The 14,672-nt window shown below is 33.4% G+C and carries 14 protein-coding genes and 2 pseudogenes; 4 read left to right on the forward strand and 12 right to left on the reverse strand.

Features of this window, described 5'->3' with window-relative positions; all coding sequences use genetic code 11:
• Positions 1-25: 25 nt before the first annotated feature.
• From ABWU24_RS01860 to ABWU24_RS01885, 6 genes and pseudogenes are all read right to left on the reverse strand, one after another.
• A complete protein-coding gene (locus ABWU24_RS01860) occupies positions 26-154 on the reverse strand; it encodes a JAB domain-containing protein (protein WP_410542174.1) in 129 nt (42 codons plus the stop codon).
• Positions 154-757: pseudogene (locus tag ABWU24_RS01865) on the reverse strand (IS630 family transposase); the annotation flags it as partial. The pseudogene ABWU24_RS01865 and the gene ABWU24_RS01860, both read right to left, overlap by 1 nt.
• A 6-nt stretch (positions 758-763) precedes the next feature.
• Positions 764-1,556, reverse strand: a protein-coding gene (locus ABWU24_RS01870; protein WP_341815401.1) for an IS5 family transposase whose coding sequence is annotated in 2 segments (ribosomal slippage) — positions 764-1,291 and positions 1,293-1,556 — 792 coding nt in all. Because the reading frame shifts where the segments join, the coding sequence is not laid out codon by codon here.
• Between the two features lie 63 nt (positions 1,557-1,619).
• Positions 1,620-2,024, reverse strand: a pseudogene (locus ABWU24_RS01875) (IS630-like element ISWpi10 family transposase); the annotation flags it as partial.
• Positions 2,025-2,086: 62 nt separating this feature from the next.
• Positions 2,087-2,674 carry a RadC family protein gene (locus ABWU24_RS01880; protein WP_353274357.1) on the reverse strand — a complete coding sequence of 196 codons (588 nt, stop codon included), beginning with the start codon at positions 2,672-2,674 and terminating at the stop codon, positions 2,087-2,089.
• 178 nt (positions 2,675-2,852) lie between these two features.
• Entirely contained in the window at positions 2,853-2,996 is a 144-nt protein-coding gene (locus ABWU24_RS01885; protein WP_353274358.1) for a hypothetical protein, read from the reverse strand.
• A 541-nt stretch (positions 2,997-3,537) separates the two neighbouring features.
• On the opposite strand from ABWU24_RS01885, the gene ABWU24_RS01890 reads away from it, so the two are divergent.
• Positions 3,538-4,644 (forward strand): D-alanyl-D-alanine carboxypeptidase family protein, encoded by a 1,107-nt coding sequence (locus tag ABWU24_RS01890; RefSeq protein ID WP_341815835.1) that lies wholly within the window; start codon positions 3,538-3,540, stop codon positions 4,642-4,644.
• Positions 4,645-4,676: 32 nt separating this feature from the next.
• On the opposite strand, the gene rmuC is transcribed toward ABWU24_RS01890, so the two are convergent.
• From rmuC to ABWU24_RS01910, 4 genes are all read right to left on the reverse strand, one after another.
• Entirely contained in the window at positions 4,677-6,017 is a 1,341-nt protein-coding gene (rmuC, locus tag ABWU24_RS01895) for a DNA recombination protein RmuC (protein ID WP_341815834.1), read from the reverse strand.
• Between the two features lie 263 nt (positions 6,018-6,280).
• Entirely contained in the window at positions 6,281-7,441 is a 1,161-nt protein-coding gene (locus ABWU24_RS01900; RefSeq protein WP_341815833.1) for a porin, read from the reverse strand.
• Positions 7,442-7,541: 100 nt separating this feature from the next.
• Entirely contained in the window at positions 7,542-8,345 is an 804-nt protein-coding gene (locus ABWU24_RS01905) for a hypothetical protein (RefSeq protein WP_015588533.1), read from the reverse strand.
• A 37-nt stretch (positions 8,346-8,382) separates the two neighbouring features.
• A protein-coding gene (locus tag ABWU24_RS01910) for an IS630 family transposase (protein WP_353274215.1) occupies positions 8,383-9,388 on the reverse strand; the annotation gives its coding sequence in 2 pieces (ribosomal slippage) (positions 8,383-8,877 and positions 8,879-9,388; 1,005 coding nt in all).
• On the opposite strand from ABWU24_RS01910, the gene ABWU24_RS01915 reads away from it, so the two are divergent.
• On the forward strand, positions 9,382-9,543 hold the full coding sequence (locus ABWU24_RS01915; RefSeq protein WP_353274360.1) for a hypothetical protein: 162 nt from the start codon (positions 9,382-9,384) through the stop codon (positions 9,541-9,543). The two genes, ABWU24_RS01910 and ABWU24_RS01915, sit on opposite strands and share 7 nt — an antisense overlap.
• 114 nt (positions 9,544-9,657) lie before the next feature.
• Here the strand turns inward: ABWU24_RS01915 and ABWU24_RS01920 are convergent, their stop codons facing one another.
• Positions 9,658-9,954, reverse strand: a complete 297-nt coding sequence (locus ABWU24_RS01920) for a hypothetical protein (protein ID WP_353274362.1) — start codon at positions 9,952-9,954, stop codon at positions 9,658-9,660.
• A gap of 151 nt (positions 9,955-10,105) precedes the next feature.
• On the opposite strand from ABWU24_RS01920, the gene ABWU24_RS01925 reads away from it, so the two are divergent.
• A protein-coding gene (locus ABWU24_RS01925) for an IS630 family transposase (protein ID WP_353274215.1) occupies positions 10,106-11,111 on the forward strand; the annotation gives its coding sequence in 2 pieces (ribosomal slippage) (positions 10,106-10,615 and positions 10,617-11,111; 1,005 coding nt in all).
• On the opposite strand, the gene ABWU24_RS01930 is transcribed toward ABWU24_RS01925, so the two are convergent.
• Positions 11,019-11,747: a hypothetical protein gene (locus ABWU24_RS01930; protein ID WP_353274364.1), complete on the reverse strand. Its 729-nt coding sequence runs from the start codon at positions 11,745-11,747 to the stop codon at positions 11,019-11,021. The genes ABWU24_RS01925 and ABWU24_RS01930 overlap by 93 nt on opposite strands.
• A 225-nt stretch (positions 11,748-11,972) precedes the next feature.
• On the opposite strand from ABWU24_RS01930, the gene secA reads away from it, so the two are divergent.
• Positions 11,973-14,624, forward strand: coding sequence for a preprotein translocase subunit SecA (gene secA, locus ABWU24_RS01935; protein ID WP_341815832.1), 2,652 nt, complete (start codon positions 11,973-11,975; stop codon positions 14,622-14,624).
• Positions 14,625-14,672 lie beyond the last annotated feature (48 nt).

A 14,672-nucleotide genomic window follows, 5' to 3' on the forward strand; every position in this document is an offset into this window, starting at 1 on the left:
AAAAATGGCAAAAGCAATTTTAGATCTACTCTAATAAAAGCCTATTTTCCTTGAAACTAAAATAGCTACTAAATGTGATAATAATATGATCTATTAATTCTATTCCTATGCTTTTGCAAGCTTCTGCAAGCTGTCTAGTGATACCAAAATCCATTACTGACCGAACAAATAAGAAACATTACAAACTCGTTTAATAGTAGTACTGGAAATATTGACAATAAAATTACACAAAACATCTTCAAGTAAACCTATGGTATCGTAGATACTATTGCGTAAAGTATTGTATTTGATATATTGCCACAACCTTTCAACAGGATTCAGTTCCGGTGAATAAGGAGGCAAGTATATGATGGTAATGTTTTCCTGAATTTTCAAACTTTTTGATCTATGCCAACTTGCACAATCCATTACAAGAAAGGCTTCTTTCGTGCCTAAATCTTTCGACATCTGCTCCAGAAATATATTCATACAATCAGTGTTTACATATGGAGCAAGTAGGCTAATTTTCTTACCACTTCTTGGATTTACCGCACTGTAGATATAGAAATTTTGTCTACCAATTTTCATTTTAACCTGTGTTCTGACCCCTTTTTTAAACCATCCGTGTCCGATTTTTGAATGAGTTCCAAATCGTGATTCATCAAAAAAATACCTCCTTTTCAGGGTGGGAATTGACTATTTTATTGAAGTATTTTTTAAACTCTTCTTGCTTGTTTTTATCTTGTTTATGGTGAATTGGCCTCGGTGTTATGTAAGAGCCTGTTCATAATCTTTTCAGAAGCAAAGCAGCGAAAGCAAGAACGACCATTTGCAGGCTAGTGTTGAGTTTCCGCTCGCAATTTTTCCACAATCGCCTACATTTTTGCAACCAAGCAAAAGATCTCTCAACAACCCATCTTTTCGGCAATACGACAAAGGTGTGTAATTCGTTTCGCTTTATTACTTCAACGGTAGCGCCAATAGTTGCTTTTATTTGTGTTGCAAAATTTTCTCCTGTGTAGCCAGCATCAACTAGTATATTTTTAACTTCAGATAGGTTTTCTTTAGCATTTTTAACCATTCTCACAGCGCTACTACGATCAGTTATTTCTGCCGTTGTTATATAAATTGCGTGGGGTAAACCTTGTGTATCTACCGCAATATGGCGTTTTATTCCTGAAACCTTTTTGCCTGCATCATAGCCTTTTTCTTCAGCAGTATCTGCATTTTTTACGCTTTGTGCATCAATTATGCAGAAGCTGGTTTTTTCTTTCCGACCATTGTTTTGTCGGACCACGCCAACTATTTTTTTTTAATACCAGCTCCAGAACACTTTCTTTATTTGCATCTGCTTTTTCACTCCACTTCTTAAAATAGTCGTAACAATTCCGCCATTTTGGAAACTCTTTTGGTAACATTCTCCACTGGCAGCCACTTTTTAAGACGTATAACACTCCACAAAATACATGATATAAATCAAGTGTTCTTGGCTTTGTCCTCTTCCTGCAAGACTCCAGATCTGCTACAATAATCTCAAACTTTTCTCGACTTATATCACTTGGATATAAACTTCGCATATCCTACTTTATATACTTTATCCTCTCATTCTATCCCTTTTTTGAGATCACGTACAGGCTCTAAGAAAACTTCATCCTTTGTATCTCACGGTGCACTGTTGATTTGCTAATGTTTAGGCCAAATTCCTCTGAGATTTTTATTTGCACTTCCTTAATAGTAATATTTGGATTTCTTTCTACCCATATTTCAATTTGCTCACGTTGATTTTTGTTTAATTTGCTTTTTCTTCGCCGCTGAGACGGGGAAAATAATCTTTCTACTCTACCAAATTTTAGATGCTTTATCCATTCAGTCAAAGCAGTCCTTGAAATTTTACATATTCTTGCCACAGCGCTTATACTACTTTCTTTTCCTGCTATCACCGCTTGTAACTTTTTTGAAACATATGCGTTATTTCTGACCTTTTTTAACATTTCTTTCGCCAAATTTACAACTTTTTCGTCTAATAGTTTTGACCTTAATGCCATTTATACCTCTCTATTTTATCTACTTTAGTATCACTTCTTTCCCATTATTGTCTATCTGTTCTTTATATAGTGGGAATTGGTATGAGAAACATATCGCTACTTGAAGGCTGTATATCTCCACTTGGGTGATTGTGGGATATTACAATCGATGTTGAGCCAATCAAAAGAGCGCGTCTTATGATCTCTCTAACGTAAATAGGAGTTTGATCTACTGTACCAAAGTTCTGCAGATCTTCCGCTATTAGACGATATCTTTTATTCATATAGATGACGCGAAAATTTTCTTTATTAAGGCTTCCTATACTTACTTTTAAATAATCAAGCAAATTTTCCCAGTTATTGATTATAGGTAGGTCCTTTATTTCTTCTCGTGCAGAACGAACAAAAGCCTGTTTAACACAAAAGATAGCAGATATAGCTGCATTACTAATTCCTTCGATATTCTGCAGTGCTTCTAAATCGGCATTAAAAACCTTATTCAAACTGCCGAAAATTTCTATCAAATTCTTTGCTACTGGCTTTACATCGATTCTACTATATGCTGAATATAAAATATGTTCTAAAATCTCATAATCAAGTAATGATTGTCCGTTATCTAAAATAATTCTCTCTCTTAGGCGCTTTCTATGACCTTTTTTGTAATCTTTCATTATTCATGAATTGCTTATCTCTTATAATAAGAAATTGAATTTTTAAGTAAAATATTTAATAAAACACATGAAGCATAATTGTAAATTTTTGAAGACAGCAAATGAAAGTAGCCCCTCTCTTATCATCCCCTGCTCCCTCCTTCTTGTCATTCAAGTAGCCTCTATCCCAGTGTCCCTTCTATATATTATCCCAGTGCTCCTTATATGTCATCCCAGTGCTTGACACTGGGATCCAGCCTTTCTTCCAACAAAAACCTAGCATAACTTTTGTGCTCAAAAAATTTCCAGCATCAAGTGCTGGAATGACATAGTGGAATGTCATGAAAATAGCCCCTTTGATGTCATTCCAGTGCTTGACACTGGAATCCAGACTTTAATTGTTATACTTGTAAATAACTCTGGTAAGAACAAATGTTCATCTCAAATGCAGTATTTTTGTTGAAATAGCTCAACTGGATCCCAGTGTCAAGCACTGGGATGACACCTCAAATATTAATAAATTTACTAGTTATAAAAAAGGCAAAAAAATCCCCGTGTAACGAGTTTTGACCCTATAATAATGTAAATTGGCGCTGTAATAATGTGCTAACGCTTAAAATAAGCGCGATTTGGCTGAATGTAGAAAAAATAAAAAAGACATGCAGCCGCTATAATTTTTATGTAATTTGCCAATAAATATCTGAGTTTTTTACTGAATTTTTGTTGTTGAACCCGCGCGGATCGAAAACAAGGATAAATACTCTTATTGTCATAATAAGGGAGCTGGCACAGTTTGTCAAGGAAGTTTTATGCAAGAGATCTATTGAAATACTCCTGCAAAATCATACTATTAATTAGTACACTATAAATTTAAAATTATAAATATGTTAAGCAAATTAGTAACTTTGCTATTAATTTTTATACTCCCTTTTAATTCGTACTCATATCAGTTTAGAACTAAAGCAAAGCAAGCAGTTGTTTTAGATTTAGCTTCAGACTCTTTCATTTTTGACCATAATTCCAGTGAAAAAATGGCCCCATCTTCAATGAGCAAGTTAATGACTTTATATGTAGCTTTTGATTATCTAAAAGCTGGAATAATAAATATGGAAGATAAATTTCGAGTAAGCAGAAAAGCGTGGGAAAGAAAAGGCTCTTCTATGTTTTTGAAAGAAGGTCAATTTGTTACGGTAAAAGAATTACTTGAAGGAGTTACAATCGCCTCAGGTAATGATGCATGCATAGTGCTAGCTGAAGGTATTGCAGGATCAGAGGAGAATTTTGTTGCTGAAATGAATGAAGTTGCACAAGATCTAAATCTTAATGATAGTCATTTTGTTAACTCAAGTGGATGGCCAGATGAAGATCACTTTATGAGTGCAAAAGATTTGGTAATGCTGGCAAAAAGGATTTTTACCGATTTTCCTGAATACTATAATCTATTCTCTGAACAATATTTGACATATAACGATATTGTACAAAAAAATAAAAATCTTTTACTTTTCCATGATATTGGAGTTGATGGTCTAAAGACAGGTCATACGAGTGCTGGTGGTTATGGCATTATAGCATCTGCAAAACGGAACGATAGGAGAATTTTTGCTGTTGTGAATGGTTTGGACACCGAGAAAGAGCGAATAGAGGAAGCAAAAAGACTAATACAATATTCCTTAAATCATTTTAATACCAAGAAAATATTTGCTAAAGATAGCGTAGTTGAAGAAATAGATATTGTTTATGGAAGAGATAAAAAGGTGCCCGTTACAGTTGCAAACGATGTTACCATAACTTATAACCGCAGATTACATGATAAAATTAAAGTGCGTATTGAGTATAAAGATATGGTACCCGCACCAATTAAAAAAGGGCAAGAAGTGGGCAAAATCTTCGTAGAAATACCTGGTGCTGAGCAACAAACTATACCTGTTTATGCAGCAAATGATGTGCAGGAATTGAGCTATATAAAAAAAATTTTTAGAAAGTTGTTTTAACCAGCAAACATAAGCTAAGTAGATCTGAAATACTAATCTACTTTCAACCCCTCAGCATGTAAACTGCGTGGTAAAGATTCCAACTCTTTTGCAGCAGTGAGTTCTTTATTTTTTGCATGTATACCAAGCTTATTGAATTCTCGGGCAGCAGGAAACACTCTTGCCTCAAGCGAACCAGCAGTTTTATTGTAATGATCAACAGCACTTTTTAAGCTTCTGCGTAAATTATCAAAATTTTCGCCCATTGTGCAGATTCGCTCATATAAAATATGGCCTAGTTCACTTATTCTCTTTGCATTTTCAGCTATCATCTCTTGCTTCCATCCATAGGCTACTGCCCTAAGTAGCGCGATTAAAGTGATTGGTGTTGCAATAATTACTTTTTTTTCTATTCCAATTTCTATCAAAGCTGGTTCACATTCTAGTGCTGCACTGAAAACCCCTTCTCCTGTTAAAAAAAGCACCACAAGCTCTGGCGTATTTTCAAATTGGTTCCAATATTCCTTTCTGCCTAGATCATTTATATGTTTTTTTATTGCCAGAGAATGATTCTTCAATTTTTCCTTTTGTATCTGTAAATCATTTTGCGACATAGCATCCATGTAAGAATCAAGTGGTACTTTAGCATCTATTATTATTTGCTTTCCTGATGGCATTTTTATTATTAAATCAGGACGTAACAAATTGCCCTCATTTTTATCAATTACTGAGGATTGAGTAAAAAAATCGCAATATTCAATCATTCCCGCCATTTCTACCACTCTTTTGAGCTGCATTTCACCCCACTTGCCCCTAATGTGAGGTTTCCTCAGGGCGTTGGCAAGGTTAGAGGTTTGGCTCATTAGCGCTCCAATTTGCTCTCTTAAACCTTCGTAAGCCCCTACCCTCTCCTTCTCTAGCTCACGTATTTCGCTGTCGAATTTTTCTAATTTTTCTTTTATTGGAGTGATAACTTCATTGATCGTTGCTTGCCTTTTTTTGAAGTCACTTTCTGTTTCTTTTAGTTTACTATCGATTACTTCCTTCGCTAAATTCAGAAAATTATTATTGTTTACCTGCAAAGCATCAAGAGAGAGCGCTTTAAAAGTGTTTGTAAGCCTCTCCTCTGCTTTTGTCAGTAACTCCATCTCTTTTTTCTTTTCCTCACGTTCTTTTTGCAAAATTACTTCAAGCTCTGCATTCCTCACTTTCAAATCAACTATTTCCTTATTTTTATCTACTAAAGACTGTTTTGCCTCTTGAAGTTCATGTTCTACTTTAAGTAAATTCTTCTCAAGATTCTCACTAAATTTTCTGTTCTTTCTTACAACAATATAGAGAAATAGTAGTAAAAAAAGGAAATTCAATACAAAAGCTATAGAATTGAAAAGCATCAGAACACAGAAAAAACCGCACTCACAATACTATCTAATTTTTTTATATATAAAAAAGAAAAAAAGAGCACCTGAAGAGATGCGCTTACTGAAGGGCTTGGTTTGCTAATTAATAACCGTTTTCTTCTACACTTGGATTAGTAACAGAATGTCTTTTTATTGAAAATCTTATGTAATAGTTATTTTTATAATATCAAATAGCACATATATTAACAACTCAATTTTACTCTCATTATTACAATACTTACATACCAGTTACTTCACTAAAAACTTAGCTTCAATCCGGCCAAAAGCACATATCCGGAGTTATTATCTTCCACTGCAAGCTCCTTAGTACTAAATCTTACAATATCAAAGTAATATGAAGTACCAACAGCTAATGGATATTCAAGACTGAAAGCCTGTGATGTTAATTCGTTTGTACCTTTGTCTGCAATATCCCTGACACTATTAAAATATGTTAAGCTCACTTTACGAGAATCAGAATGATAAGCAATACCTGCATTTACATAATGCATATTATTTGTTTCATGACTACGCTTCTCACCAGATTTACCACCATTCCCGTACGACAAAATGCAATCAAGTTCAAAAAGCTTTAGTTTCACACCAAAATTCCAGTGTAGTAATTGATTATGACACTGAAGATCGCTAGAATTTTTGTTTGTACAATCAGTTAAATTTTCCCTTGCAAATTCACCAGTCAAAGCAGTAGTAAAATTTATTTCATCTGATAGGGCATTTTTATAGGAAAGACCAGCGGCTATTAAATTATTATATTGTAAATTATTTTTACCTGGAACATAACTGAATCCAAGTTGAAAGTTATGAATTTCAGGAGAAATATAGTTTATCATTGGTTGTTTTAACTTCAGCTCTAGTCCATTATAGTCGCTGTAAACATTGGGTTTTACCCAAAATACCTTGTCCTTATCATACCCAGGGTCATCATCTTTTTTTCCATTACCGCGCAGATTTGCATAGTTTGTCCAATGACCATTTATTCCCCCAGCAGCTGTATAAATTTTTGAAGTGTTAATTAACATACTCTGACTAACTAAACTTCCTTTACCATATTCAAATGATCCAAACTCCTGATTCTTTATGATAAAATACCACTTCTCCATTTCTAACTTTTCTATGTCTAGTGCCTTTAAGTTTGCAATACCAGAAACTCCTGCCTTAACATCAAAACCCATTTTAGTATTTGGATGAACTTGCTGTAAATAAAGCAAGCGCAGGTCTGAATAACTTGAGGTCTTGTCTTTGGTAGAGCTAAAAGAATCTCTATTGAAAGCGTAGCCAAATCTTAAATCTACTTTTCCATCTAGTTCTACATAAAACATCTCCTTATCCAGAATTACCCTAGCGTTAGCACTTCCTCCCACAAGTAATGATAAAAATAGTGTGATTAGTAACCTCATAGGTAAGCTTAAATTCTTAATATAAGCTTAACAGAAATAAAAAACAATCCTTATATTGTGTAGAACTTAGATACTACAAACCAATTAATGACAAAAGCGTTTAAGCATTCTTCACACTATGTTTTTGAATTATATTTCCATAAATAATTGATATGCTTGATAGTTTTCGCTTTAATAACTGCTTGTTAATGGAAGAATGTATACGATTAACTATTTTAGATGTGTTATTTGCATCACAGTTCATCAAAATAAAAAGTACCTTATTCTCATCAATACATCCCAAAAAATCATCACTACGGCAATTTTTATAAAAATGTTCTATGATAATTTTTAGTGCATCATTTTCCTTATTACAACTGCTGTTTAGACCTATTATTCCTATAACTGCATTAATTTGATATTCAAAGGCAAAATTTAATACAACATATAACTCAAAAATAGTGGACTCATTGTCTGGTATGTTAAACAAATTGTGGTTTTTATATTTTTTACCTATCAGATATTTATCCCTAAACATTCCTAGCTTATGAAACAGGCTAATGTCACGTATTAATAGCTCATAATTAATCTTGCTATTAGTAAATTGCGTTGTGCGAAAAACTTTTACCTTTGTTTTTATATCTTCTCCTTTAGCGTCGATTAGAGAAAAGCCTATCACTTTTGGCAATATATCGCGCAAATCGCACCCATCTTCAGTATACTCCAAATAGCTTTTCATATCTTCAGCTGCTCTTGCACTTAAAATATTGATTAACGGCTTATTAAGTAAATTCCTTTCTTCACATTTTAATAAATTCCTTGCTGCTTGATTGAGTCCCAAGATTAACACGTTTTTTTTCTCATTATCCTGAGAAACAGATATCACAGCATCATCTTTCCTTCTTGCCGTTATAAAATCTTCCATGCTTTCATTCTATAAAATGTATTTATACCAAAATCCATTACTGACCGAACAAATAAGAAACATTACAAACTCGTTTAATAGTAGTACTGGAAATATTGACAATAAAATTACACAAAACATCTTCAAGTAAACCTATGGTATCGTAGATACTATTGCGTAAAGTATTGTATTTGATATATTGCCACAACCTTTCAACAGGATTCAGTTCCGGTGAATAAGGAGGCAAGTATATGATGGTAATGTTTTCCTGAATTTTCAAACTTTTTGATCTATGCCAACTTGCACAATCCATTACAAGAAAGGCTTCTTTCGTGCCTAAATCTTTCGACATCTGCTCCAGAAATATATTCATACAATCAGTGTTTACATATGGAGCAAGTAGGCTAATTTTCTTACCACTTCTTGGATTTACCGCACTGTAGATATAGAAATTTTGTCTACCAATTTTCATTTTAACCTGTGTTCTGACCCCTTTTTTAAACCATCCGTGTCCGATTTTTGAATGAGTTCCAAATCGTGATTCATCAAAAAAATACCTCCTTTTCAGGGTGGGAATTGACTATTTTATTGAAGTATTTTTTAAACTCTTCTTGCTTGTTTTTATCTTGTTTATGGTGAATTGGCCTCGGTGTTATGTAAGAAAACTTCATCCTTTGTATCTCACGGTGCACTGTTGATTTGCTAATGTTTAGGCCAAATTCCTCTGAGATTTTTATTTGCACTTCCTTAATAGTAATATTTGGATTTCTTTCTACCCATATTTCAATTTGCTCACGTTGATTTTTGTTTAATTTGCTTTTTCTTCGCCGCTGAGACGGGGAAAATAATCTTTCTACTCTACCAAATTTTAGATGCTTTATCCATTCAGTCAAAGCAGTCCTTGAAATTTTACATATTCTTGCCACAGCGCTTATACTACTTTCTTTTCCTGCTATCACCGCTTGTAACTTTTTTGAAACATATGCGTTATTTCTGACCTTTTTTAACATTTCTTTCGCCAAATTTACAACTTTTTCGTCTAATAGTTTTGACCTTAATGCCATTTATACCTCTCTATTTTATCTACTTTAGTATCACTTCTTTCCCATTATTGTCTATCTGTTCTTTATATAGTGGGAATTGGTATTACCAGTATAATAAAGTTGTATTAAGATTTATTTACCTATTGATATACTTAATCAAGTATAGGCAAGCATAACATAACCAGCTATTTCTAAGTGATGATAAAGGAAGCAAAATTACAAATGTAATTTTGCTTGTTCTCTTTATACCTTCATCACAACAACTGATTTTGCTGTATTGGATTAGATGGTTAAATATAACCTAAACTACTGTGACACGATTCCTCGTATGAAGGTAGTAGTTCCTCAAGCGGTGCTGAAGGTTGTACTTTTTCATAATTGTCAGAAGGAAAATTGTCTGATTCTTTATTATTAGTTGCCTTATCCATACATTTTACTGGTTGCTCTATATAGTCTTGTATTTCTTTTGTAAAACTATGATTTAGATAACAACTTGTTAAGTAAGCTACACCTGCTACTGTTAGTTCTAATGATGCAAAAACTAAAGGTGAAGCTCCTATACACCTAAAAACCTTTACTTTATACATACTCATATGAGCAGGTGGGTCAATGGTTGTTGCTAAAAAAATAAAAAAACCAAGTGAAAAAAATATTAATACCAATTCCCACTATATAAAGAACAGATAGACAATAATGGGAAAGAAGTGATACTAAAGTAGATAAAATAGAGAGGTATAAATGGCATTAAGGTCAAAACTATTAGACGAAAAAGTTGTAAATTTGGCGAAAGAAATGTTAAAAAAGGTCAGAAATAACGCATATGTTTCAAAAAAGTTACAAGCGGTGATAGCAGGAAAAGAAAGTAGTATAAGCGCTGTGGCAAGAATATGTAAAATTTCAAGGACTGCTTTGACTGAATGGATAAAGCATCTAAAATTTGGTAGAGTAGAAAGATTATTTTCCCCGTCTCAGCGGCGAAGAAAAAGCAAATTAAACAAAAATCAACGTGAGCAAATTGAAATATGGGTAGAAAGAAATCCAAATATTACTATTAAGGAAGTGCAAATAAAAATCTCAGAGGAATTTGGCCTAAACATTAGCAAATCAACAGTGCACCGTGAGATACAAAGGATGAAGTTTTCTTACATAACACCGAGGCCAATTCACCATAAACAAGATAAAAACAAGCAAGAAGAGTTTAAAAAATACTTCAATAAAATAGTCAATTCCCACCCTGAAAAGGAGGTATTTTTTTGATGAATCACGATTTGGAACTCATTCAAAAATCGGACACGGATGGTTTAAAAAAGGGGTCAGAACACAGGTTAAAATGAAAATTGGTAGACAAAATTTCTATATCTACAGTGCGGTAAATCCAAGAAGTGGTAAGAAAATTAGCCTACTTGCTCCATATGTAAACACTGATTGTATGAATATATTTCTGGAGCAGATGTCGAAAGATTTAGGCACGAAAGAAGCCTTTCTTGTAATGGATTGTGCAAGTTGGCATAGATCAAAAAGTTTGAAAATTCAGGAAAACATTACCATCATATACTTGCCTCCTTATTCACCGGAACTGAATCCTGTTGAAAGGTTGTGGCAATATATCAAATACAATACTTTACGCAATAGTATCTACGATACCATAGGTTTACTTGAAGATGTTTTGTGTAATTTTATTGTCAATATTTCCAGTACTACTATTAAACGAGTTTGTAATGTTTCTTATTTGTTCGGTCAGTAATGGATTTTGGTATAACAAGCAAATTCCACCCAATGAACAAGATCTTAACGCTACTTCTTTTAATGATTCTTCGTTTTTCTTTTTATTATTAAGGCTTCGATACATTTTATTAACGTTAGTATTGCTAATATAATCTTCTAGTTCTTTTAAAATTTGAGTCTTTAACTCTTCAATCTCATTATCTATTAACGAATAGTATTTTTTATACCGCTGCTTCAATTGAACGTCTAATACTGATTTACCACCATTGAGAAGATTTAAAATGTCTTTTTTGCATAACTCAATCTCCTGAGAAATTTTAGAATCGTTTTGTCCTTTTATATCTTGATCCATTTTATCCTGTAGTTTTTGACCAAAATCTTTAAATACAGTTCTGCAAGAAAGGTATTTTAATATAATAGGTAAAGCTAGCTCATTTCCCTTACTAAGCAAAGATAAAAGCTTCAAAGCGAAAGAATTAGGTACTGCCTCTCTTGGTAGAATTAAGGTGAAATCTTCCCATACTTGGCAAACTAATTTTATTGAAGAATCTTTAAACCCTTTTGTACCAAATTTTAATGAAGCAAAAAATTCTTCTAATTCTTCAAAAGGACAACTATTTTTCTCTAATTTTACTTTTATAATATTGCTTAACATTGTGACTCCACTAACCGTTTTATACATGTAGCTTAAGACTATTTTAATAATTTATCAAGAAAGTTTAATTATTAATTATTATATTTAATAAAATAAATATACTCTTTTACATTTCATCTGCAAGAATCTTTTCCTTAGTTTGTAAATAAAGATTTTCTGAATCTAATTGCCGCAGGTTACGTTTAGTAATATAATCTCATATTAAATAAAACTTTACCTAAGTTTATGCCAGACTCTACGTTAGTTTTAACAACTATTCTTATATTCTTCATCTTTACGTTGTCACTTTTTTTTATAAAAAGGATATTTGGATCAACAAACAAGAAGATAATAAAATCCTTCAGAAAAATTGCTCAGCAAATTAATGCGCTAGAGCAAGAAATGCAGAGCTTATCTGATGAGGATCTTGCTAGTAAAACTACGGAATTAAAACAAGAACTGAAAAATGGAAAAACACTAAATGACCTTCTCGTACCTGCATTTGCGGTTGTACGAGAAGCATCACGAAGATTCCTTAATATGAGGCATTTCGACGTTCAGCTAATTGGTGGAATGGTTCTCCATAATGGCATGATATCAGAAATGAAAACAGGAGAAGGAAAGACACTCGTCGCAACTTTAGCTGCATATCTAAATTCTTTAGAAGGAAAAGGTGTGCACGTCGTAACTGTTAACGACTATCTTGCAAAACGAGATACAGAGTGGATGAGTAAATTATATAATTCTCTTGGAGTTTCTGTTGCATTTATTACAAATAATTTGACAGACGACGAGAGAAAAAAGGCTTATAGCGCAGATATAGTATACTCAACAAATAATGAACTTGCCTTTGATTATCTACGAGATAATATGAAATTTTCTCAAGAAGATATGGTTCAAAGAGGCTTCAATTATGCAATAGTAGACGAAGTAGACTCCATACTGATTGATGAAGCGCGTACTCCGCTCATTATTTCTGGCCCACTTGAGGAAAATAATCAGATATATAAGCATATCAATAAAATAGTAATCAAATTAGTTGATTCTGACTATGAAGTCGATGAAAAGAGTAGAGCAGTGTTCCTCACTGAAAATGGCATTTCACGAGTGGAGGAATTACTAAAATCGTATAACATCATTCCTGAAAATTCCTCGCTCTATGATACTAGCAATATTATACTGACTCATTATATAGATCAAGCACTTCGTGCACATAAGCTGTTTACTGCTGATAAAGATTATATAGTGAAAAACGGTAAGGTGGTAATTATTGATGAGTTTACTGGGCGCATGATGGAAGGTAGGAGATATTCTGATGGTCTTCACCAGGCACTGGAGGCAAAGGAGAATCTTGAAATTCAGCATGAAAGTCAAACTTTAGCATCAGTCACATTTCAGAACTACTTTCGTATGTACAACAAACTTTCTGGTATGACAGGAACAGCAGTAACAGAGGCAGAGGAGTTTCATGATATATATAGATTAAATGTAGTAAAAATTCCAACTAATGTGTCTGTTAAAAGAATAGATGTTGACGATGAAATTTATGGCACAGAAAAAGAAAAATTTAGTGCTGTATTGAAATTCATAGAAGAATGCCACAAACGCCTACAACCAGTCCTTGTTGGTACGGTAAGTATTGAAAACTCTGAAAAACTTTCTGCGCTTTTGCAAAGCTATTCTCTTAAGCATTCAGTACTGAATGCTCGTTATCATGAACAAGAAGCGTATATAATAGCGCAAGCTGGAATACCAGGCAGCATTACTATAGCAACAAACATGGCAGGACGTGGAACTGATATTCAGCTTGGTGGAAATGTTGAAATGATTGCAAAAATAGAGCTCGAGAAAATAAAAAATGCTGATGAAAGAGAAAAAAAATATCAAGAAATAGTCGAAAGAGTAAAAAAAGATAAGGAAATTGCTATAAAAGCTGGTGGCTTATGTGTTATCGGAACCGAAAGGCATGAAAGCAGGAGAATAGATGATCAACTGCGTGGCCGTTCTGGTCGTCAGGGTGACCCTGGACTTTCTAAGTTCTTTCTATCACTTGAAGATGATTTAATGAGAATATTTGGCTCTGATAGAATGAGGAATTTTTTACAAAAAGTGGGACTAAAGAACAATGAGGCTATTCATCACCCATGGATTAATAAAGCACTTGAGAAAGCACAGAAGAAAGTTGAAGTTAGAAATTATGATGTGCGGAAGTCTTTGCTAAAGTTTGATGATGTAATTAACAATCAACGTAAGGTTATTTTTAAGCAGAGAAATCATATTTTAAACAATGAAATCAATGATTTAGTTGAAGTATATAGTGAAGTAAATGAGGATATAATAGAAGGTATAGTACAAAGTGGTTATTACGAAGATTATGTTGAAGATATTGCAAAAGAATTCCACATAAGATACGGGATAACGCTTAATCTAGCAGAGTTTTTGAATAAACAAGAAGCCTTGGATTATATAAATGACAAAATACAAGAATTTTTTACTGAGAAAGAAAAATATTTCAATAGTCAACAAACTACAGATTTGTGGAATACGATAGTGAAACAAGTGATGATCATGACACTTGATCATTTATGGAGGGAGCACCTTTCGGTCTTAGAGAGCCTAAGACAAAGCATAAATTTGCGTGCCATGGGGCAAAAAGACCCACTGAATGAATTTAAACGCGAAGCTTTCTTAATGTTTGAGTCGATGCTTGAAAAGTGGGGGGAGCTTACCATTCACCGCCTAGCGCACTTTAAGTTGCTAGACAATCAAGAAATAGGCAATAGGTCACGCTCTACTAAAAATAGCAGATTTCCAAAAGTTTCAAGAAATGACAAGTGCCCTTGTAACTCTGGAAAAAAATACAAAAACTGTCACGGTGCAGTTGTCATAGCGAATTAGTTGTTGCAATCACATTATAGCTGCTATAGCTAACCCAAGAAAGGCTTA

The sequence above is a fragment of the Wolbachia endosymbiont (group B) of Hofmannophila pseudospretella genome (assembly GCF_964028515.1).
In the GTDB taxonomy this organism is placed as follows: domain Bacteria; phylum Pseudomonadota; class Alphaproteobacteria; order Rickettsiales; family Anaplasmataceae; genus Wolbachia.

What these genes read in the sequence shown, in the direction of transcription:
- ABWU24_RS01860 (WP_410542174.1), bottom strand. Translation starts at nt 154, where the DNA reads ATGGATTTTGGTATCACTAGACAGCTTGCAGAAGCTTGCAAAAGCATA.
- ABWU24_RS01880 (WP_353274357.1), bottom strand. Translation starts at nt 2,674, where the DNA reads ATGAAAGATTACAAAAAAGGTCATAGAAAGCGCCTAAGAGAGAGAATT.
- ABWU24_RS01885 (WP_353274358.1), bottom strand. Translation starts at nt 2,996, where the DNA reads ATGACATTCCACTATGTCATTCCAGCACTTGATGCTGGAAATTTTTTG.
- ABWU24_RS01890 (WP_341815835.1), top strand. Translation starts at nt 3,538, where the DNA reads ATGTTAAGCAAATTAGTAACTTTGCTATTAATTTTTATACTCCCTTTT.
- rmuC (WP_341815834.1), bottom strand. Translation starts at nt 6,017, where the DNA reads ATGCTTTTCAATTCTATAGCTTTTGTATTGAATTTCCTTTTTTTACTA.
- ABWU24_RS01900 (WP_341815833.1), bottom strand. Translation starts at nt 7,441, where the DNA reads ATGAGGTTACTAATCACACTATTTTTATCATTACTTGTGGGAGGAAGT.
- ABWU24_RS01905 (WP_015588533.1), bottom strand. Translation starts at nt 8,345, where the DNA reads ATGGAAGATTTTATAACGGCAAGAAGGAAAGATGATGCTGTGATATCT.
- ABWU24_RS01915 (WP_353274360.1), top strand. Translation starts at nt 9,382, where the DNA reads ATGCCATTTATACCTCTCTATTTTATCTACTTTAGTATCACTTCTTTC.
- ABWU24_RS01920 (WP_353274362.1), bottom strand. Translation starts at nt 9,954, where the DNA reads ATGTATAAAGTAAAGGTTTTTAGGTGTATAGGAGCTTCACCTTTAGTT.
- ABWU24_RS01930 (WP_353274364.1), bottom strand. Translation starts at nt 11,747, where the DNA reads ATGTTAAGCAATATTATAAAAGTAAAATTAGAGAAAAATAGTTGTCCT.
- secA (WP_341815832.1), top strand. Translation starts at nt 11,973, where the DNA reads ATGCCAGACTCTACGTTAGTTTTAACAACTATTCTTATATTCTTCATC.